The sequence below is a fragment of the Desulfotomaculum sp. genome, assembly GCF_982386235.1.
In genome coordinates, this window is record NZ_CEVWQM010000004.1 from 137,946 (window position 1) to 159,652 (window position 21,707).

At 44.4% G+C, this 21,707-nt stretch carries 18 protein-coding genes; 1 reads left to right on the forward strand and 17 read right to left on the reverse strand.

The window, feature by feature from the left end; all coding sequences use genetic code 11:
* Positions 1-12: 12 nt before the first annotated feature.
* The 5 genes from AC1U9Z_RS03800 to pdaA form a co-directional block, all read right to left on the reverse strand.
* A complete protein-coding gene (locus tag AC1U9Z_RS03800; RefSeq protein WP_479955772.1) occupies positions 13-690 on the reverse strand; it encodes a hypothetical protein in 678 nt (225 codons plus the stop codon).
* Between the two features lie 4 nt (positions 691-694).
* A complete protein-coding gene (locus AC1U9Z_RS03805; protein WP_479955773.1) occupies positions 695-1,264 on the reverse strand; it encodes an indolepyruvate oxidoreductase subunit beta in 570 nt (189 codons plus the stop codon).
* Between the two features lies 1 nt (position 1,265).
* Positions 1,266-3,044, reverse strand: coding sequence for an indolepyruvate ferredoxin oxidoreductase subunit alpha (gene iorA / locus AC1U9Z_RS03810; protein WP_479955774.1), 1,779 nt, complete (start codon positions 3,042-3,044; stop codon positions 1,266-1,268).
* Between the two features lie 26 nt (positions 3,045-3,070).
* Positions 3,071-3,967: a phosphate acyltransferase gene (locus tag AC1U9Z_RS03815; protein WP_479955775.1), complete on the reverse strand. Its 897-nt coding sequence runs from the start codon at positions 3,965-3,967 to the stop codon at positions 3,071-3,073.
* A 571-nt stretch (positions 3,968-4,538) separates the two neighbouring features.
* Positions 4,539-5,513 carry a delta-lactam-biosynthetic de-N-acetylase gene (gene pdaA / locus AC1U9Z_RS03820; protein WP_479955776.1) on the reverse strand — a complete coding sequence of 325 codons (975 nt, stop codon included), beginning with the start codon at positions 5,511-5,513 and terminating at the stop codon, positions 4,539-4,541.
* 199 nt (positions 5,514-5,712) lie between these two features.
* Between pdaA and AC1U9Z_RS03825 the strand changes: the two genes are divergently transcribed.
* Positions 5,713-6,987 (forward strand): L,D-transpeptidase, encoded by a 1,275-nt coding sequence (locus AC1U9Z_RS03825; protein WP_479955777.1) that lies wholly within the window; start codon positions 5,713-5,715, stop codon positions 6,985-6,987.
* 46 nt (positions 6,988-7,033) lie between these two features.
* Here AC1U9Z_RS03825 and AC1U9Z_RS03830 read toward each other — a convergent pair whose 3' ends face one another.
* From AC1U9Z_RS03830 to frr, 12 genes are all read right to left on the reverse strand, one after another.
* Complete coding sequence (locus AC1U9Z_RS03830; protein WP_479955778.1) at positions 7,034-11,314, reverse strand: PolC-type DNA polymerase III; 4,281 nt, start codon at positions 11,312-11,314, stop codon at positions 7,034-7,036.
* Positions 11,315-11,501: 187 nt separating this feature from the next.
* Positions 11,502-12,638, reverse strand: coding sequence for an MGDG synthase family glycosyltransferase (locus AC1U9Z_RS03835; RefSeq protein WP_479955779.1), 1,137 nt, complete (start codon positions 12,636-12,638; stop codon positions 11,502-11,504).
* Positions 12,639-12,648: 10 nt separating this feature from the next.
* Positions 12,649-14,355: a proline--tRNA ligase gene (locus AC1U9Z_RS03840; protein ID WP_479955780.1), complete on the reverse strand. Its 1,707-nt coding sequence runs from the start codon at positions 14,353-14,355 to the stop codon at positions 12,649-12,651.
* A gap of 148 nt (positions 14,356-14,503) precedes the next feature.
* A complete protein-coding gene (gene ispG / locus AC1U9Z_RS03845; RefSeq protein ID WP_479955781.1) occupies positions 14,504-15,553 on the reverse strand; it encodes a flavodoxin-dependent (E)-4-hydroxy-3-methylbut-2-enyl-diphosphate synthase in 1,050 nt (349 codons plus the stop codon).
* A gap of 12 nt (positions 15,554-15,565) precedes the next feature.
* The gene (rseP, locus tag AC1U9Z_RS03850; protein ID WP_479955782.1) at positions 15,566-16,609 is read right to left on the reverse strand and encodes an RIP metalloprotease RseP; all 1,044 of its coding nucleotides are present in this window, start codon (positions 16,607-16,609) and stop codon (positions 15,566-15,568) included.
* A 19-nt stretch (positions 16,610-16,628) separates the two neighbouring features.
* Positions 16,629-17,780: a 1-deoxy-D-xylulose-5-phosphate reductoisomerase gene (locus AC1U9Z_RS03855; protein WP_479955783.1), complete on the reverse strand. Its 1,152-nt coding sequence runs from the start codon at positions 17,778-17,780 to the stop codon at positions 16,629-16,631.
* A gap of 253 nt (positions 17,781-18,033) precedes the next feature.
* Positions 18,034-19,125 (reverse strand): sporulation integral membrane protein YtvI, encoded by a 1,092-nt coding sequence (gene ytvI / locus AC1U9Z_RS03860; RefSeq protein ID WP_479955784.1) that lies wholly within the window; start codon positions 19,123-19,125, stop codon positions 18,034-18,036.
* A gap of 23 nt (positions 19,126-19,148) precedes the next feature.
* The gene (locus AC1U9Z_RS03865) at positions 19,149-19,931 is read right to left on the reverse strand and encodes a phosphatidate cytidylyltransferase (RefSeq protein ID WP_479955785.1); all 783 of its coding nucleotides are present in this window, start codon (positions 19,929-19,931) and stop codon (positions 19,149-19,151) included.
* A 16-nt stretch (positions 19,932-19,947) separates the two neighbouring features.
* A complete protein-coding gene (locus AC1U9Z_RS03870; protein WP_479955786.1) occupies positions 19,948-20,733 on the reverse strand; it encodes an isoprenyl transferase in 786 nt (261 codons plus the stop codon).
* Positions 20,734-20,787: 54 nt separating this feature from the next.
* Entirely contained in the window at positions 20,788-20,952 is a 165-nt protein-coding gene (locus AC1U9Z_RS03875) for a 4Fe-4S binding protein (protein WP_333530405.1), read from the reverse strand.
* Positions 20,942-21,151 carry a PASTA domain-containing protein gene (locus AC1U9Z_RS03880; protein ID WP_479955787.1) on the reverse strand — a complete coding sequence of 70 codons (210 nt, stop codon included), beginning with the start codon at positions 21,149-21,151 and terminating at the stop codon, positions 20,942-20,944. Before AC1U9Z_RS03880 ends, AC1U9Z_RS03875 begins: the two co-directional genes overlap by 11 nt.
* Position 21,152: 1 nt before the next feature.
* A complete protein-coding gene (frr, locus tag AC1U9Z_RS03885) occupies positions 21,153-21,707 on the reverse strand; it encodes a ribosome recycling factor (protein ID WP_333530403.1) in 555 nt (184 codons plus the stop codon).

Here is a 21,707-nt window from a genome sequence, read left to right on the forward strand (position 1 = left end):
TCCTTTCCTTTTTTATACAGCTTCAGCTAGGTTGGGCTTTTTCCTAAGACTTAAGATAATGCCCAGGGCAATTGACAGTGCTGCTGCCATCATGGTCTGGTATTCGGCAGGTAACATAAAGGTAATGGTATGGGCTGGTATCCAGAAAATTGGTATGGTTCTCAGGATTACGAAGGAGATAAAGCTTTCCCAGTCCGTTGCTCTGGTAACCGACTTGATGTCCAGTTGCCCTGCGCCGCTGGCTTTTAATTCAAGGTATTTGTCTGTCATTTTATGAAAGCCCATCATCACAGGTCCAAATGTAATGTTCATGACTGCGCTAGTCAGCAAGGCCTTGAGAAATAGGGAATCAGCTCCTGGCAAAACGCCTGCTGCCAAGGCGGCTGTGACACCCCCACTGTAAATCTTCAGCATAAAAGCTAGCACGGCACCGATGAAGCCCCAAATTAAAGCCCTGGCCACAATTTTGGGGGGCAACAGCCAAAGGCTGTTGCTGATTCTGGCAGCGATTAATTCACCCACTGTGGCCAGAAAAACAAACTTTACAAAGCCCATGGTGAAAGGATGCTCCGCCGATAGTTCTCTAAAACCCTCCCTTGCTGCCGGAAAAATCAAAATCAAAGTAAAGCTAAGAAGTACAACAGCACAAAGGGCAGGAACTCCGATGCTTTTTCTATCTGGCTGTGTCAAGTTCTTACACCAACGCCCTTCCAATTTCCAGAGCCTTCAGATTTAATTCCAGAAAGGTTGACTTTACGTTTTCTTCCATGATTTTTTTCCAATTGATGTCTTCTAGATTCATCAGCTTAATGATCGTTCCCAGTAAAATTACATTCATTACCTTTGGATTGCCAAGTTTTTGTGCTTCTGCCATGGCATTAAAGGCACTGGTAGGTGCCTTTTGTTGCAGTTCCTCCAAAATTCCCTCCGGATAGCTGCATTTACCCATGACCACCGGCATCGGATTCATCTGATAATTATTTACAACAATCCTACCCCCGACTTTCAGGTAGCCCAGCCATCTCAGTGCTTCCATTAATTCAAAGGAAACCAGGATGTCTGCCCCACCCTTTTCGATGACTGGGGATGCGACTTTATCGCCAAATCTTATATGTGAAGACACCGCACCGCCCCGCTGGGACATGCCGTGTATCTCGTTCATTTTGACATCGTAGCCAGCTTCCATTAGTCCCTGGGTCAATAATTTGCTGGCTAAAATGGTTCCCTGGCCCCCTACACCTACCAACAGGATGCTCTTGGTCATCTTAGTTCTCCTCCTTGACAATGGCCTTCTTGGCACAGACTTGTGCGCAGACCTGACAACCCACACACTGGGTCCTGTCAATTTCTGCCTTCTTGATGTCTGGGTTTACTGACAATGCAGGGCACCCTGCCTTTGTGCATAACTTACAGCCAATACAAAGCTCACTGTCAACCCTATATTTTGTTTTAAAGGCCCCGGCAAACTGCTCCTGATCGAGGCTGCTCATTTTTTTCAATACACAAGGCCATTTTGTAATGATAACCGAAGGCTCGTCCAGGGAAAAAGCCCAATCTAGTGTTTCCTTTACTTTGGCTAAATCATTGGGATTAATGACTGCCACATGCTTGGCACCTAAGGCTCGGACCACTGTTTCGATATCGATGATCGGTGCCTCCGTGCCATTGGCATGTTTGCCGCTGCCTGGATTTTCTTGGTGCCCTGTCATGCCTGTAATGCGGTTATCTAAGATAACGTTTACGGTTCTGCTGTTATTATAGAGAACTTCAATTAGGGAGTTTATACCAGTATGGAAAAAGGTGGAGTCCCCTAATACAGATACTACCCTTTTATCCTCACCCTTGAGATCAAAGGCTAACTTAGCACCATGTCCGGCACTGAAGCTAGCTCCCATACAAATATTGAAATCCATAGCATTATATGGTTCGGCAAAGGCCAGGGTATAGCAGCCAATGTCACCGGCCACCATGACGTTTTTCCGCCTGCCTAGTTCATAGAAGAAACCTCGATGCGGACAGCCTGCACAAAGGGTAGGTGGCCTTTGGATAATCTTTGTTTGGTCATATTCTATTACCGGCAGTTCTGTGCCATAGACCGACTTGCGAATTACATCGGGTGTTAGTTCACCATAGGCTGGGAAGGTATCCTTGCCATGGCAGGAGAAACCCAGCATTTTTACTCTTTCTTCGATAATTGGGTCATTTTCCTCAATGATATAAACTTTTTCTTTGCCCTGGCAGAAGGTTTCAATTAATTGATCCGGCAGTGGATAGGTGAAGCCGAGCTTCAGATAACTTACTTCTTCCCCAAATACTTCTTTGGCAAAACAATAGGCAGTCCCGGAAGCTATTACACCAATTGCCCTGCCCTCGTTTTCAATCTTGTTGTAGGGTGACTCATTCGCATATGCCGCCAGCACCTTTTCCCGTACCTCAACCTTTTTCCTCATTTCTCTGGCATTGGCCGGCACGGTAACATACTTCTTAACGTCCTTTACATATGCCTTATAAGGTGTCGCAACTGGCTCTGAAATTTCTACAATGCTCTTGGAGTGACAACCCCTTGTTGTCATGCGAACCAGCACCGGGGTGTCATATGCTTCACTAATGGCAAAGGCCTCCTTGATCATGTCCTTTGCCTCCTGACTGTCAGAGGGTTCAAGCATCGGAATCTTTGCAGCCTTGGCATAGTTTCTGTTGTCCTGTTCATTTTGGGACGAATGCTGCCCCGGCTCATCCGCTGTTATTACCACCATGCCCGCATTGACACCAGTATAGGCAAAGGTAAACAATGGATCCGCCGCAACATTCAGACCGACGTGTTTCATCGAGGCCATACTTCGAACACCCGCAATGGACGCTCCAATTACAGCTTCCAAAGCCACTTTTTCGTTGGGTGCCCACTCAGAGCGAATCTCTTTATACTGAGTCATATTCTCTAATATTTCAGTACTTGGGGTCCCCGGATATGCCGAAGCAAACCGCACACCCGCTTCGTAGGCTCCTCTGGCCAAGGCTTCATTGCCTGACAGCAATTTTTTCATGATTTTTTGCTCCCCCTCCTAAGATGTTACGATACTAAGGATGCTAAAAGGATTGAATTTAATTTACCCTCGGCATTTTCTGCCCTGGAGGTCATGACAACCGGCTTTGCTCCCCCCAGTATTACCCCGGCCATCTTGGCCCCAGCGGCATAGAGAAGTGTCTTTCCTACCATGTTGCCAGCTTCAATGTTGGGCATTACGAACAGATCCACTTCACCGCTTATTTTACTGGCAATGCCTTTATGCCCGGCTGCTTCTTTGCTTAAGGCCACGTCCATGGCCATTGGTCCCTCGATGCGGCAGTTTGGCAGTTCGCCCCTTTGCACTGCCACAACCAAAGCGGCTGCGTCCACTGTAGAAGGCATCTTTTCACTAACTAATTCGTTAGCCGCCAGCACTGCCACCTTTGGGTCAGCAATGCCCAATTTATTCAGGGCAGCCAGAGCATTGGCAATAATTTGTTTTTTACTTTCCAGGTTGGGAAAGGTATTCATGCCACCGTCGGTATGAAAAGCCAGTTTGGCACAGGCAGGAATTTCAAAGGCTGCCAGATGACTTAGCAGTTTCCCGGTCTTCAAGCCCCTGTTTTCATCCAGTACTGCTTTTAGAAACACGCTGCTATTCAAAAACCCCTTCATTAAGACATCTGCCTTGCCTGTCCTAACAAGCTCAGCCGCCTTTAATGCTGCCTCTTTTTCGTCCCTTTCATCAATTACCGTAAAATCAAATTTTACTTCATTTTTTTGCGCCAGCTCTGCTATCCGTTTTTCATCCCCTACTAGGATAAAGTCCGCAATGCCTTTTTTATAGGCCTCTGCCACAGTTACGATAACTTCTTCATCGTGGGCAGCAGCAACTGCGATTACTTTTTGGGGCATCTGAGCTGCCTTTTTCCGCAATGCGTCAAACCCGTTGTAGTCCACAGTTTGTCCTCCCTTATCTCCACACTTCCTGAATAGAAAAGCGAACCTGGCATGATTCGCTTTTCTATGTCATTATACCTTACTTAAAATTACCAAAGAATATAATGATGATGGCAATGGGACAGATATAGTTTACTGAAACTTTTAACCACACCTGGAGAAACTTGTTCTTTACATTTACTGCCTCTATGAAATTATCAATGCCCTATATCCATCCTACAAAGATTGCGACCAAAAATCCACTAATTAAGAGCAGGTAATTGCTGGTAATTAGTGGATTTTTAAATTAAATTAAAGGAGAAATCATTTGTATCTGGAGTAAACATAAAATCAAGGCCCTTGGCCGCACTCTCCACTTGTAAGCCAATTACGATACCGACAATTTAAGATAAAACTCAAAATAGAGCTAAAGCCTTCACTTTGATTCTTTCCAGACATCCCTTTAACTAACTTAGCTTATTCCCATAGATGCTTTCCTGCGATGCATTATTGATGCTGGCAAAAAAATGGCGTTCAAACTGATAACAGTTTTAAACGCCATTCTTTTATTAAGATCCTATCACTGATGCCTTTAGTTTATCTCATTTAAACTACGGAATTGATAGCCTTCGGCCTGACATTCCTTAATTAAACTTTCTAACATATCAGCATTTGCCTTATTTACAGCGTGCAGCAGGATCACTGCCCCGCTGTGCAGGCGCTCCTTGACGATGTTTTTATGAGATTCCGGTGTACCGGCATCCGGCTGCCAGTCTGCAAAAGCAACCGTCCAAAAAACATTTCGGTATCCCATTTCGTGGGTAATTTTCAACGTTCTTTCACTATACTCCCCCATGGGCGGGCGTAAATATTGCATATTGGTTCCGGTTTGTTGGGTGAATGCATCACTCAGGGAGGTTATTTCCTTCTTTAGTCTCGTATCGTCCACCGTCGGTAAGCTGGGGTGATGATCCGTATGATTCCCCACGATATGTCCCTCGGCAACCATCCGTTTGACCAACTCCGGATTTCTCTTCAGATAATCCCCGGTAATAAAGAAAGCAGCCTTAACATCTACCTCTTTTAAGGTATCCAAAATTTTAGGTGTATAACCATTTTCATACCCTTCATCAAAGGTTAGGTAGAGATTTTTACCATTTATGTCACCATGATAAATACCTCTATACTTGTCCAAGAATGCCTTACCCTGTCCACTCACTTCCGGTAACTTATGCTCCTTATTCGGTTTATAATACCAACCCAATTTTTCATTGGAAAGGGTTGGCAGCACGGCTTTATTTTCCCCTTCGGTTGCCGGTACATTTTTAGGTTCTGTTTCTGCAACGGTTGCAGCTTGCTCCACCTTTGTCGTAGTCTCAACCGGTTTTTCAATTTCTTTTTTCTCAGTTGAAGGTACCGTTTGGGGCGCAGTATCACGGATTACCTCCGCCTCCTGGACAATTTGTTTTTCAACGGGATTTGTAGCTATAACTTTATAGGCCATGCCAAAACCCAAGGCCACAAATGCAGCCAATATAAATACAACGGTTTTGTTCATCTTTGCCATTTGTTTAACCCCCTGTAAAATATGTATTCCCATTATTGCCTTTCTTCTATTATATAGTCATAACCAACCCTTTTTGGAAATATATAACTTATTATAAAGTTTTTACTTTAATGCGTAAGGTCCTAATGCTCGTTAGTCCATGTTTCATAGCCTATTTAGCTGATGCTAACAGGGAATGGCTATTACGGAGGTTCTTAAAATGATTATTCAAATAAGTAGAACCCGAATTGTACAGGTATCTGTTCTCTTTTTTTTGACCATAGCTTTATGGTTAACGATCAGCCTTTGGGAAAGCCACCAGGTTCATGAAAGCCCCGAAGGCAAGGTAGTGGTTACTTTTAATTTTCTCGCTCCGATGAAGCCTGCCGCTACCAAAGACTTAATTATTACCCAGGCAGCTACGGGGAAAAAGGTCCCCTTCGAGCACCAATGGTTAACCGCCAGTAAGTTACAAATAATTATTAGTGAAAAATCATTCCCCCTCGGCAGGGAATACCACTATCGCTTTAAAGCGGCACCAGCCATGATCTGGCCCTTTTATGTATGGTCCGCGGGTAAATTTCAAGGCAAGGTTACAGTAAAGTTTATCGGTATTGAAGGCAATCATACGGTTCCCTCTAAGGGCCCCATTATATTACAGTTTAACACTAATCTAGACCCGCGTAAAATATCGAATTTTGTTTCGGGACCTGTGCCCGGAAAATTAATACCTGCTGGCACTGACTATAGCCGCTGGGAATTCTGGCCCAATCAAAAATTAAATAACCTATATCGTTACTCAATGAGCATTGCTGCCGGACTCCCTGATCAACAGGGGGGAAAATTGGAGCAATCAATAAAGGCTGAATTTGTAACAACTCCCGAATTTCTAATCGAGGGAGTATTTCCCGTTCCAGGATCAAATAGTATTTGGTTAACCAGGGAAATACTTTTACAAACAAATCAGCAATTAAAATCAGCCAAGGTTGATATACAAGGCCTACCGGGCAGATGTATCATCGAGGACAAAACCATTCGTTATCTTCCCGAAAGGATCATGATGCCTGGTACCACCTATAACGTTAAGGCCAGGCTCATTTCAACCAGCAATGAATCCTTGGATTTTGCTTATTCCTTCTCCACCACAAATTTGGGCCAAAATCGCTGGTTAGAGTTAAAGCTGGAACCAACACCTGTCTTATGGCTAATGGAAGGCCCTAAAACCCTCAAAAGCTTTGCTGTCAGGGTTCGGGCAGACCGCCCCATCCCCCAGGGAACCCTCTATGAAGCCAATCGTCAATTAGATTCCGGCAAACAATCCCCCTGGCTGAGACTCAATGCAGATATCCTACTGCATCCATTACCCGAAAATATGCAGGATCATCATGAACAATTCGGCCTCCCTAAATCTTACGGTTGTATTTACCTGCAAGATCAGGATGCTAAGGAACTGTTTAGCACTCTACCCCAGGGCTTTATGCTAATATCACATTAAGATGAAAAAAGGAGTGCCGTTTGGGACACTCCCTTTTGCTTTATTTTTAGAAAAGAGCCATCTGGTCTGATTCCTGAAGGTTATTGAGACAACCATGATTTTGCAGGGTTTCAATGACGGTCTTGGAAATTTTCGCCCGGTTTCTTAGGTCATCGATGGAAGTAAAGGGCGCTTGCTCCCTGGCCGCCACAATATTTTGGGCAGCAGAGACTCCCACACCCTGGAGTCCGCCAAAGGGAGACAGCAGACCCTCCGAGGTAATCAGGAACTTAGCCGCAGCGGATTGATCTAAATTGACGGGCAATATTTTAAAGCCGCGACAGTTTGCTTCCAGGGCAACCTCAAGGATGGTTAACATGTTCTTTTCCTTTTGGGAAGCAGCATTCCCCTTTTCTTCTATTTCTTCTATGGCTTTTTTAATTTTGTCCGTTCCCTGGACCATTAACTCTGCATCAAAGTCATCTGCCCGCACGGTAAAATAGGCTGCGTAAAAGGCTTCCGGTCGGTACACCTTAAACCAAGCTATGCGAAAGGCCATCATGACATAGGCTGTGGCGTGTGCCTTGGGAAACATATACTTAATTTTACGGCAGGACTCAATATACCATTCCGGCACACCCTGGGCCCGCATGGCCTCGGCATCCTCTTCCTTAACCCCTTTCCCCTTCCGCACACCCTCCATGATCTTAAAGGCTTGTTTCGGGGGCAATCCCTGGTAAATCAGGTAAACCATAATGTCATCCCGGGCCGAGATGGCTTCGGAGAGCTTACAACTGCCTGCCCGGATCAGATCCTGGGCGTTATTTAACCACACATCCGTCCCATGGGAAAAACCCGAAATACGTACTAATTCCGAAAAGGTAGTGGGCATGGTATCCACCAGCATCTGACGCACAAACTTGGTGCCAAACTCCGGGATGGCATAGGTCCCTACCTGGGAACCGATGGCTTCCTGGGTAACGCCCAGGGCCTCCGGGGAGGAAAACAGACTCATGGTTTTGGCGTCATCCAGGGGAATTTCCCTGGCATTTACACCGGTCAGATCTTCCAGCATACGAATCACGGTGGGATCATCATGTCCCAGGATATCTAATTTTACTAAACTATCATGGATGGAGTGATAATCAAAATGTGTTGTTCGGGTATCCGATTTCACATCATCCGCCGGCCTTTGAACCGGTGTAAACATATGCACATCTAAGCTGTTGGGTACAACCATTAGGCCACCGGGATGCTGACCAGTGGTTCTTTTGACCCCGGCACAACCCAGTACCAAACGTTTCATTTCGGCATTTCGTTTCTTTATATTGCGTTCCTCAAAATAGTTTTTAACAAAGCCAAAGGCCGTTTTTTCCGCAATGGTACCAATGGTGCCGGCTCGGTAAACATACTCTTTGCCAAATAGTTCCTCGGTGTACTTATGGGCCCTGGGTTGATATTCCCCGGAGAAGTTTAAGTCAATATCAGGCACCTTATCACCATCAAAACCTAAAAACACTTCAAAGGGAATGTCATGGCCATCCTTGATATAGTGGGTGCCGCATTGGGAACAGCTTTTATCCGCCATATCCGCACCGCAACCGGCGGAACCGTCCATAATAAATTCGCTATGGCAACAGTTGGGACACCGGTAATGGGGCGGTAAGGGATTGACCTCGGTTATATTGGTAAAGGTCGCCACCAAGGAGGAACCAACCGAACCCCTTGATCCCACCAGGTATCCATCATCCAGAGATTTCTTAACTAACTTATGAGCGATTAAATATAATACTGCAAAACCATTGCCGATAATGGATTTTAATTCCTTATCAACCCTTTGCTGCACCACTTCCGGCAGTGGGTCACCATATAATTCCTTGGCACGCTGTAAGGTCATATCTGTAATCTGTTGTTCCGCACCCTCAATGTAAGGAGGATGCAACGTATCGGGGATGGGTTTAAAGGACCCAATCAAAGCCGCAATCTTTTTAGGATGCTGCACCACCACCTGAAGGGCAGTCTCTTGGCCTAAGTAGGCAAACTCCTCCAGCATTTCTTCGGTGGTCTTAAAATATAAGGGTGCCTGATTATCAGCATCATCAAAGCCCTTGCCAGCCATGAGGATGCGCCGATAAACTTCATCCTCCGGATTAAGGAAGTGGACATCCCCTGTGGCAACCACCGGGATACCTAATTTGTTCCCCAGCGAAGTTATTTTTTGGTTGAGTGCTTTTAAATCTTCTTCGCCACCCACTTGACCGTTACGAATCAGAAATTCATTGTTGCCCAGGGGCTGAATTTCTAAGTAATCGTAAAAAGAAGCAATCTCCTGCAGTTCTTCATCGGATGCACCTGAAAGGAGGGCTTGATAGAATTCCCCCGCTTCACAGGCAGATCCAATCAGCAATCCTTCCCGGTGTTTGATTAATTCCCGCCTGGGTATACGGGGTTGACGATGAAAATATTGGAGATGAGCTAACGTAATGAGTTGATAAAGATTCCTTAGACCAATTTCATCCTTAACGAGAATCGTAACGTGCCTTGATCTTAATTTATCCTGACTGACTCCCTTACCAATTTCACTCAGGGCTTTTAAGTCCCTAACCTCCTGCTCAAGCAGCTTTTTCAAGAACAATTGCCACAGTTTACCAGTGGCAGCGGCATCATCCACAGCCCGATGGTGATTGGAAAGCTCTACCTTAAACTCCTTCACCAGGGTAGCCAGCTTATGGTTTTTCAGGTTTGTGTACAGCACCCGGGCAACTCCCAAGGTGTCAATAACAGGGTTCGTCAGTTCCTGTTGCAGATACTTCCGTAAACCAACCCTTAAAAAGCCAAGGTCAAAGGATGCATTATGGGCGACCAAAACTGCATCACCAACAAATTCTACCAGCCTGGCTAAGGCCGTTTTACTATCCGGGGCAGCCTTGATCATCTCATTGGAGATACCAGTAAGTTTGGTTACCTCAAAGGGGATTTCCTTACTGGCCTTTACCAGGGTGCCATAACGGTCTACCTCTTCACCGTTTAAGTATTTCACCGCACCTATTTCAATAATTTCATCTGTTTGGGGTGAAAAACCAGTGGTTTCAAAGTCTATAATAACGTATTCCGTATCTTCTAAAACAAGGTTGTGATTCATACTGATGACCGTTGCTATGCCATCGTCAATTAAGTAACCTTCCACACCATAGATCAGTTTAATACCTGCTTTTTTCGCTGCGGCATAGGCCTCCGGATAGGCCTGGACAACACCATGGTCCGTTATGGCCAGGGCTTCATGTCCCCAGGCCGCTGCCTGTTTCACTGCATCGGCAGCATTCATGACACTATCCATGGAGCTCATTTTGGTGTGCAGATGAAGCTCTATTCGTTTTTCCGGGGCGTTGTCCTGACGGGTAGAAACCTTCGCTTTACCCAGGTTGATATCGTAGGCCATGACCGTCAATTCCTGGGAAAATTTATCGTACTGCACCGGTCCCCGAATAATAACCCAGCTGCCATTCTTAAGCCTTTCGCCGGTTTCGCTATCGTCTTCTTCTAAAAACTTTTTAACTTCAATGGAATCAGTTTGATCCGTTATATTAAAGGTTAGTATTTGGCGGCCAGACCTTAGTTGTTTAATTTCAACATCAAAGACCTTGCCTTCCACCACAACATTTCTTTCTTCCTCAGTAATATCTTGCAGGGGTTTGGCAGCCCCTTTAATGGGTTTTCCCACGATAATGTTTTCATTTAGGTTACTCTTGGTACCAGTATTTTTCTTTTCCTTTGGTGCAGTGACTCTTTCCTCCGCCATTTTATTCCAGAGCATTTTTTCGATTTCATCTTGGCACTGGTTCCAGTCCGGGTTGTTATCTTGATTCTGACTTAGCTGAAAACGCACATTATATTGCAGGCCAAAGGTATTTTTTATGCAGGACTCAATAAATAAATCACAATCCCTACCCCGTAAAAGTTCTAAACTCATTTCATCTGGTAAAGTAATCTCCAGGCAATGTTCTTTGCACTGCCAATTGGTGTTGTGCAACCAGCCGCGTACCACGGGAAATTTTTTTACCAATTCTTCTCTAAGATATTCAATATCAAATTCCTGGGCAGTTGCTTTAGTTAAGGGGCAATGATAATCAACCTCTAATAAAACTGGCCCTGGTGTAAGGGAAGCCAGGGCCGATTTTAGCGTCATTTTGTCATTGTTTGATAACTTTTGGTGTAGCTTTAATTTTAACTTCCACTGCTTTTTAGAAACATTAACAGCTACACTGACAACTTGAGTATGTTTGATTACTTCTAAGATACTATCATCTACCCTACGGATATCCAGTACATCCATCAGTGAAACTGCCACTGAAACCCCTCCAATTCCTTGTGTTTCCACGTAGACGCCTAAGATCATTGGTTACAAATCACTAACAAAGCCCAGCGGCCATGAGCCATGGGCCATGAGCTAAAGACCTTCAAGAAAAACATGCATAAAAAACCCAAGGCCCATGGCTCATGGCCCTTTCCAAGCTATTAAAGCTGACGGCTGATGGCTATTTCCTTACCAACTCTTCCAATACATCAACCGCAGCCTCCGCAGACCGAGGACGGCCAACTGCTCTGGCTGCCTCTGACATGAATTTTTGCAGCGAATGGTTGCTTAAAAATTCATTTACCTGATAAATCAAATCCCTGTGTCCCCTAACCAAGCGGGCTGCCCCTACCTGTTCCAGAAATTCTGCATTGCGTTCTTCCTGACCTGGTATGGGATCGGTAATAAACATGGGGAGACCACTGGCCATTGCTTCCGCTGAGGTTAGTCCCCCTGCTTTGCCGATCATTAAATCACAGGCCACCATTAACTCTTCGATGTTGTTAATATAGCCATGCACCTCTAGCCTCTTGGTTAAGGTAGGCTGTATTTTTCGTAATTTATTGCGTAAGGATTCATTGCGGCCACAAACCACAATCATTTGACAAGGTAATCCCGAACTAGCCAATTCCTTAACAATTTCAGCCAGAGGACCCATGCCTAAACCCCCACCCATGATTAAAACAGCCGGCAAGTCCGGCTCCAAATTCCATTGTTGGCGCAACAAACCCTTATTTCTAGCCACAGCGAATTTGGGATCAATGGGAATTCCCGTGGCCTTCACTTTATTGTTTTTTATTCCTTGTGCCGCAAAGTCATTGATCAACGGTTCGGCTGCCACTAAATAGCAGTCCACCGCATCGAATAGCCAGAAAGAATGAACCGTAAAATCAGTAATGGCGGCAACAATCGGTACATTACATTTTCCTTGTCCTTTTAAATGCGTTAAGATTCCTAATGGAAAGGGATGGGTACAGAGAATCGTCTGTGGCTGCATCTTCTCGATAAAGTCTACTAGCTTTGGAGCAGCCAGACGATTCATAATCCGATTAAACTCATTTTTTGCAAATCCAGAAAAGGGTTTTTCCCTCTCTGCCTGTTTGTATAAATAGCCATAAATTACCGGAGACATCTTTATAATTTCCATGTAGGTTCCCAGTACTACTTTTTCCAGCAGAGGGCTGGCATATCGAAAGGTATCAAGAATAACCACTTCGGCCTGGGAATTTCTACTCAAGATTTCTTCTTTAATCGCGGCAGCGGCCCTCATGTGACCTTCGCCGGCCGAAACAGACAATAGGAGAACTTTTTCTAACATACCTCGACACCTATAAAGTTGGTAACAGACCTAAAATCTTCGTTACCACATCCTTAACAGGGATTATTTCCGTTACACCTGAACGGCGTTGGCGTATTTCTACCAGTCCTTCCACAGCTTGTTTACCAACGACAATTCTTAAGGGATAACCGATGAGATCAGCATCTTTAAATTTCACACCGGGACGCTCAGCACGATCATCCAGTACGGTTTCCACACCGGCTTGATTTAAAGTATGATACAGTTCTTCCGCCACTTTCATTTGACTTTCATCTTTGGTTGCTACTGGAACAACAATGGCCTGGAAAGGCGCAATATTAGCCGGCCAAATAATACCGTTCTGATCATAATTTTGTTCGATGGCGGCAGCCATGGTTCTACTCACCCCAATGCCATAGCAGCCCATAACAATGGGACGTTCCTTACCATTTTCATCCAAGAAGGTTGCCCCCAGGATTTCACTGTACTTCGTACCCAATTTAAAGATTTGCCCTACTTCAATACCACGGGCTTCCAGTAGGTGAGCACCGCATTTGGGACAGGGTTCCCCGACCTTAACCAGACGGATATCTTCAACAATTTCCGGCTTAAAATCCCTTTGAGGATTTACATTGATAAAGTGTGCATCCTGCTTATTGGCCCCTGCAATGGCATTGGTCATGGCCATGACATCCAAATCAGCCACAATGCGAATATTCTTAAGCTGCACAGGACCCACATAACCCACAGGCGCACCTGTCACTTGCTCAACCGTTTTTTCATCGGCCAGTTCCAGCGTAAGGGCACCCAGAATATTTAATAGCTTCACTTCATTAACGTCTCGATCGCCCCGCACCAGTGCCGCCACCACTTCTTGATTCGTTTTATAAAACATGGTTTTGATGACTTGCGTTGGTTCAATACCCAGAAAGGCTGCAACTTCTTCAGCGGATCTTTGACCAGGTGTGCTCATTTCCTGCAAGGGCAGCTTCGGAATAGAGGGGTCTGGTCCAGTAGTTGGCTGTGTGGTGGCCTTTTCTACATTGGCCGCATAATCACAGGCCGAACAATACAAAATAGCTGCTTCCCCTGACTCTGCTAACACCATAAACTCATGGGTGCTGCTGCCGCCAATGGCACCGGAATCGGCCTCCACAGGGCGAAACTGTACGCCACAACGGGAAAAGATATGGATGTAAGCCTCGTGCATTTTCTGATAGCTAACCTCAAGTCCGGCTTCATCCCGATCAAAGGAATAAAGGTCCTTCATGATAAACTCTCTGCCTCGCATCAAACCAAACCTGGGTCTGCGCTCATCTCTAAATTTGCTTTGAATTTGATAAAGCAATAAAGGCATTTGTTTATAGGAACGAACGTCCCCCCGGACCAGCGTGGTGATTACCTCTTCATGGGTGGGTCCCAGGCAAAAGTCACGCTGATGTCGATCTTTAAGGCGGAATAATTCCGGCCCATACACATGCCAGCGTCCGGAATCTAACCATAGCTCGGCTGGTTGAATGATGGGCATTAATAATTCCTGGCCACCCTGTTTATCCATTTCCTCCCTAACTATCTGCATAATTTTCTTCAGCACCCTTTGGGCTAAGGGTAAATATGTATAAACACCGGAGGCTGTTTTTCTAATAAACCCAGCCCTCAGTAAGAGCTGATGGCTCACTACCTCAGCCTCTGCAGGAACTTCTCTTAAAGTTGGTACTAACATTTGACTAACTCGCATGTTTTGATCCTCCTGATACATCTAAATTAGAAAAATGGCCCTAGGTCGTGGACATTTAAGCAATCCGTATATCATTCTTTGCCGGTGCTGTTACGATCATCCTTAAATTCTTATACTCTCTGATCGTATAAAATCGTGCCGTAGGTTTTTAGATTTTTTCTATTTCTTTGAGAAGTTCTTCTAATAGCTTGTCTTCGGGAACCTGTCGGATAATTTCTCCCTTACGAAAAATCAAGCCCACTCCTTTGCCACCGGCTATGCCCACATCTGCTTCCCTGGCCTCACCGGGACCATTGACTGCACAACCCATGACAGCAACCTTGATGGGCTTGTCCACCGCAGCCAGTCTGGCTTCCACTTGTTCAGCTAAGTGAATTAAATTTATTTCTGTTCTGCCGCAGGTGGGGCAGGAAATCAATGCAACGCCCCTTTGGCGCAGTTCGAGAGCCTTCAAAATCTCCCACGCTACACTTACTTCATGTTTCGGATGACCCGTCAGGGACACCCTTATGGTATCACCGATTCCTTCTGCCAGCAGGGCACCAATACCAACGGCTGATTTGATGGTACCGCTTTTGACCGTGCCGGACTCTGTTACACCGATGTGCATTGGATAATCCACTACAGCAGAAAGCTTACGATAGGCTGCCAACATCAGGGGAATATTGGAGGCCTTTAAGGATATTTTGATCTCTTGATAGTTCAATTCCTCCAACAACCGAATGTGGTTTAAAGCACTTTCCACCATGGCCTCGGCGGTTACCCCACCATACTTTTTTAGCAGTTCCTTTTCTAAGGAACCAGCGTTAACGCCAATACGAATGGGGACCTGCCTCTCCCTGGCGGCAGCCACAACTTGTTTTACCTTTTCTTTGCCGCCAATATTGCCGGGGTTAATTCTCAAACCGGCAATGCCGGCCTCTAATGCTGCCAAGGCCAGGCGGTAATCAAAATGAATATCCGCGATCAAGGGCGGCTCGCTGCCAGCTATAATCTTTGGCAAAGCCTCTGCCGCTGCTTTATCCGGTACAGCTAGCCGAACCACTTCACAGCCCGCTTGAGCCAGTTCTTCGATCTGGCCAAGGGTGGCTGCCGCATCTCTGGTATCTGTATTGGTCATGGACTGTACCACCACAGGGGCTCCCCCACCGATTTGTACATTGCCGACCATGACAGGGCGTGTTTTTTTAAACTGCATCATAAACCTCCACTAACGATTGCCAAATAGCAGGGAAACAATATCGTTATAGGTAATTACCACCATCAGCAGCAATAAAAGACCAAAGCCTATAAGATGGATAAAACTCTCCTTGTTAGGTTCCACTGGTCTGCCAGTAACTTTTTCCCAAAGCAGGAATAATACCCGGCTGCCATCTAAGGCAGGTATCGGTAGCAGATTAAAAAGACCCAGGTTAATACTTAAGAAGGCTGCCAATTGCATGAGTTGGTAAATACCAAAGGCCGCGGCCTTGCTAATCTCGTTGACAACTCGTACCGGTCCGCCCAGATCCACAGGGGCCTGTTGGGTAAACATCTGGCCAATAAAGGAAAGTATTAAGCCGGATATTTGCACAGTAAAAGTTGTGCCCGCTGCCAGGGCAGCCAGGGGGTTGAGTTTTTTTATCTGTGGTTCCGTTGGTTTAATCCCAATCTTGTATTGTCCCGCTTCATCCTTGATTGTTGTGACGTTCAGTTTTACCTGCCCCGTACCTCGCTGAATTGTTAAATCAAGCGGTTGGCCGGGATATTTATTGGTTTCCGCAACCAGTTCGTTCCAATCTTCTACAGATGTATTGTTTACGGCAACAATGCGGTCACCGGCTCTAAGGCCTGCTTTTTCAGCAGGAAAACCTTTAATAACTTCTCCCACTTCGGTTGTGGCATAGGGCATACCCTGAAACATAAAGATAAAAGCAAATAAAACGATGGCCAAAACAAAATTCATGAGGGGTCCCGCGACAATAACAGAAGCCCTTTGCATTGCTGTTTTATAGTTAAAGGTACGATTAATGGGTATCCCATTATCTTCTTCTTCGTTGGGATCCATGCCAGCCATGCGAACAAAACCGCCCAAGGGCAAAAGCCTAAGATTATAAATGGTTTCGCCTCGTTTATAGCCAAATACCTTGGGTCCAAAACCCAGGCTGAATTCATGGACCATAATCCCTACTTTTTTAGCAACAAGGAAATGGCCTAATTCGTGGATAAAAATTAACAAACCAAAAACTACAACCGAAGCGATAAATGTTTGCATATTTTCACCTCAAAAAAATCTAAATAAATTTTCTTGCCTCTTGACGGGCCCACCGATCAATCTCTAAAATCTCTTCCAATTCAGGCGAGCCTAGGAATTGATGGTTGTTTAAGGTATTTTCAACAATAGCAGGTATTTGCACAAACTTAATCCGTCCGGCCAAGAATGCCTGCACAGCAACTTCGTTGGCAGCATTTAACACCACCGGGGCAGTCCCCCCCTGTTTTCCAGCAGCGTAAGCCAGAGCCAAAGCAGGGAATTTAGAGGTGTCTGGTGCTTCAAAGGTTAAGCCACTAAGCTCGGTTAAGTTTAGTTTAGGAAAATGATTAAACCAACGATCTGGATAACTGAGGGCATATTGGATAGGAATTCTCATATCGGGCATACCCAAATGAGCAATAATGGAACCATCGCCAAACTCCACCATGGAATGAATGATGCTCTGGGGATGAACAACTACATTAATGTCGTCGTAGTCAACGTTAAAAAGCCACTTAGCCTCGATGACTTCCAATCCTTTATTCATTAAAGTAGCGGAATCAATGGTAATCTTTTGTCCCATGGACCAATTAGGATGTCGCAAAGCCATCTCAGGTGTGACCTGTTCAAGTTCCTGCCTGTTTAAAAGTCGAAATGGCCCCCCGGAAGCGGTTAACTGAATTTTTCTGAGGGCTGCTTTCTTTTCCCCATTTAAACATTGCCAAATTGCTGAGTGTTCACTATCCACTGGCAATATCTGAACTTCATTTACCGCTGCCAATTTGCTGACATATTGCCCAGCCGCAACCAATGTCTCTTTATTGGCCAAAGCTATTTGCTTTTTTGCCTTGATGGCAGAGCAGGTAGGTATTAGCCCCATGGCGCCACTGAGGGCAGTAACAACTACGGCTGCCTCTGGGCATGTAGCAGCCGCTATCAACCCATCTAAGCCATAGAATATTTCCGGGGTTACTTTATCTTTGTTCAATTTCTCTTTTAGCCACATAGCGTCCTCTTCTAACTGCAGTGAAACCAAAAGAGGTTTGTGTTTTAAACATTGTTCTAAGAGTTTTTCACGGTTTCTACCAGCAGCTAAAGCTACAACCTGTAAAACATCCGGAAATTGATCCACAACCTCCAGTGTCTGTCTGCCAATAGAGCCTGTACTCCCTAGAATAGATATATATTTCATTCATAACCTCCCATGACCTAACAGCCACAAACTACGGATAAAAAAATGTCAAGCTCGTCTTTACTGTTATTTGTAAGGCACGGTCTTGATCGTTCCCTATAAAGCAACGCTAGCAAACAACGGAACGGTCAAGACCGTTCCCTACACCGAAACACACCGTTCTAAAAAGTATTATCTCCTATCCCGAAAAAATCTTTGTCATCCTGAGCAATAGCAAAGGATCTTTTTTATCATTAAATGGCTACAGTTAATTTTATTTCACTTTTGGGGTTTGAATTCCTGCTTTTACCACTGCTTGAATCGCAATTAACAGAATCGGTCCAACGATCATTCCCACAAACCCCAACAGCTTAAAGCCAACAAACAAAGCTATCAGAGTGGCTAGGGGATGTAAACCAAGGTTATTGGCAACCACCTTGGCCTCTAATAATTGTCTTGCCACCAGGATGAGACCATACAATATTAATAATTTTATACCAAAGACCATCTTACCCGAAACCATTGACCAGATTACCCAAGGAAGGATAACCGTGCCAGGTCCTAGTACGGGAATTATATCAAAAAAACCAATTACAAGACCCATTGTCAAAGCGTATTCTGCTCCAATGATATATAAGCCCACTATGCTAATAAAGGTACTGATGCTAACCAATATCCCCTGGGCCTTTATATAGGAGATAAAAGCATTAAAAACTTCACTGACTATATATAAACTTCTTTGGCCATAGGGTGCAGGAATTAATTTGACCCATTGCACGGCCAAGGTTCTTTTGTCTTTACTAATAAAATAAGTTGCCAATAAACTAACAATAATAAAGGTAATAAAAAGTGGGACAGCAGAAAATGTGCTATATAAGGAGTCAAGGGTGACTCCTAAAAGATTCTGCAAGTTCTCAGCAATTGTCCCAAAGGATGATTGTATATATTGGGTAATCGTAGGAGGTAACTCCCCATATAACTGCTGCAATCTAGGTAAAGAATTTTCTACCCAATATTGAATCTCCTGGATAAAAAATGGAATATTTTTTGATAAGTTTATTAGTTCCGTGATTAATCTTATGATCAATAGCGAAAGGATTGTACCAAAAAGTGCAAACAGCATTAGCATCGAAAATGCAACTGCTGGCCCTCTGGACAGACGCACTCTATGCTGCAAAATTTCTATCATCGGTTCCAGTAAAAAACTAATAAATATGGCTAAAATAAAGGGGATAATCAAAGGAACAATAAACGAGAGTCCTTTGATAAAATACACCGATAAGTTGTCAATAACAAAGAAAGCTACTAAAAGAAGTAGACCGGCCAAAACGATATTCAGGGCGGTCTTTAGCCAATCAGGAAACATGTGTCACCTCAATCATAATATAATCAAATTATAAACAATTTAACTCCGTAGTATACCAAAGGGGCTGTTAACAATAGGCTATCAAAACGGTCTAAAAAACCTCCATGACCCGGAATGATCTGCCCCGAATCCTTAATTCCTGCCTGCCTTTTTAGTGCAGACTCCACTAGATCACCCAATAAAGCAGTTATACCAATGAATACCCCAAGGGTAATCAGTGAAATAACCGATACGGACGGAATATAATTGACAAATATGCAGGCAATGATTACGGAGCCAATTATACCCCCCAAGGCCCCTTCCACCGTCTTTTTGGGACTCAAAAGGGGTGCTAATTTATGTCTGCCCAGGGCCCTGCCCACGAAATAAGCAAAGGTATCACTGGCCCAGGTGGTCATTAATAACAAAAGAACCCAGAGAAAACCATTTTCTAATTCCCGGGTCAAATAAAAGAAAATAAAATTTCCTAAATACAAAACCGCAGTTAAGTTACCAAAAACATCCAAGGGGCTTGTTCGAGGATATAATAAGGCCATCATTAGTAAATTGAATATTACCAAAAAGACATAGGTCAGGCCAATATATTCATCTTTATATAAGTATGCACTGGTAAAAATAATTAAACCAGCAATTTGGATCAGCCATTTTTCTGGATTAAGTTTTAGCCCTTTTAAAATAACCGACATTTCCAAACCGGCAAAGACATAAACACCGAGGGAAAGTAACCACAATGCCCAATGACCATACCAGGCTGCTAAGATAATAATCGGTATTCCTATGACTGCGCTCATCACTCGCAGGTGCAACAATTCGTCCACCAACCTACTTTTTGATTAGTCCACCGAATCTTCGTTCCCTTTGTTGAAAACCAACGATTGCCTCTAATAAATGCTGGCGCTGAAAATCAGGCCACATCACGTCTGATAACCAAAACTCGGTATAAGCCAGTTGCCAAAGAAGAAAATTACTAATTCTGCAGTCACCAGAGGGACGTATGAGCAGTTCTGGATCAGGCATGCCGGCAGTATAAAGACTTTGGCCTATTAATACGTCGTTTATTTCTTCACATTTAATTTCGCCCTTGTTTACCCTATTGACGATTTTTACAACTGCATCGGTAATTTCTCTACGTCCACCATAGTTTAGGGCCAGGTTTAAAGTCAATCCCGTATTATTGCCGGTTTTATGAAAGGCTCTAGCTAAAGCTTGCTGGGCCTGCGGAGGCAATTCGTCCAGGCAACCAATGGCGTTGATCCTTACATTATTGTTATGTAGTTCTTCAATTTCTTTTTCCAGGTATTCTACCAGTAAGTCCATGAGAAAGGAGACCTCATCCTGGGGCCGTTTCCAATTCTCAGTGGAAAAGGCATAGCAGGTTAAGTACTGAACGCCTAATTCTGAACAAAGCTTAACAACATTACGTAAAGTTTCAGCACCTGCTCGATGCCCTAAGGATCTAGGCATACCTCTTCGCCTGGCCCAACGACCGTTACCATCCATTATTATGGCAATATGTTTAGGAATACGATTTCTGTCTACGGATTGAAGGAGCATATTTTCATCGGCCACTTCTTTTCTGTTAAACAAGTTGGTAATCCTTCGCAACATACTTACAGCCTCCAATAAACAACCCCCTCCGGCTATGAAGGGGGTTTATGAAAATTACTCTTCAATAATGGCTCCGGTAGGGCAAATGTCCAAGCATGTACCACAATCCTCACAGGCCATGGTAATTCTAAAAATTTCCCCTTCCTCAATGGCATTGTGCGGACAGGAATCCAAGCAGGTTCCACAAGCCATACACTCATCGGTGATTTTATAGGCCATCGTGTATACCTCCCTTCTCCTCACATACCACTGTTAACACCACGTGTTTGGTGTCTTTAACTTCTGTTTTAACCACACGTTTACACCCATCAGGAAAATTTCTAGTCGGTTTGGTGATAACAACCGTTGCCATATACCCAGCTTCTCTAAGAAGGGGTAGTGCTTTGCTTAACTTATAACCCAGTATATCCGGCAGCATACTAAACTTGCATAATCTCCTGCTCTTTGGCTTTTACTGTTTCATCTATTTCTTTAACATATTTGTCTGTTAGTTTTTGCAAATCATCCTGCCCTCTTTTTACTTCATCTTCAGGAGCACCATTTTTTTGTTTTGCCTTGAGGGATTCATTGGCATCCCGACGAATATTACGAACAGCTACGCGCCCCTCTTCCGCTTTTTTCTTGATAATCTTAACCAACTCTTTACGACGTTCCTGGGTTAGCTGAGGTACTGCCAAGCGAATTACTGTTCCATCGCTGGAAGGTGTGATGCCAATATCTGATTTCATAAGGGCTTTTTCAATTTCAGGAATAGCGCTTTTATCCCAAGGCTGAATAACAAGCATGCGTGCTTCTGGAACTGAAATATTTGCAAGCTGGTTTATCGGGGTAGGAGTTCCATAATATGACACAGAAATCTTATCCAACAGAGAAGGGGTTGCCCGACCTGCACGCAATGAACCGAATTCCTTACGTACAACATCTACACTCTTCTTCATATTACCTTCCGCAGAAGAGATAATTTCCTTAACCAT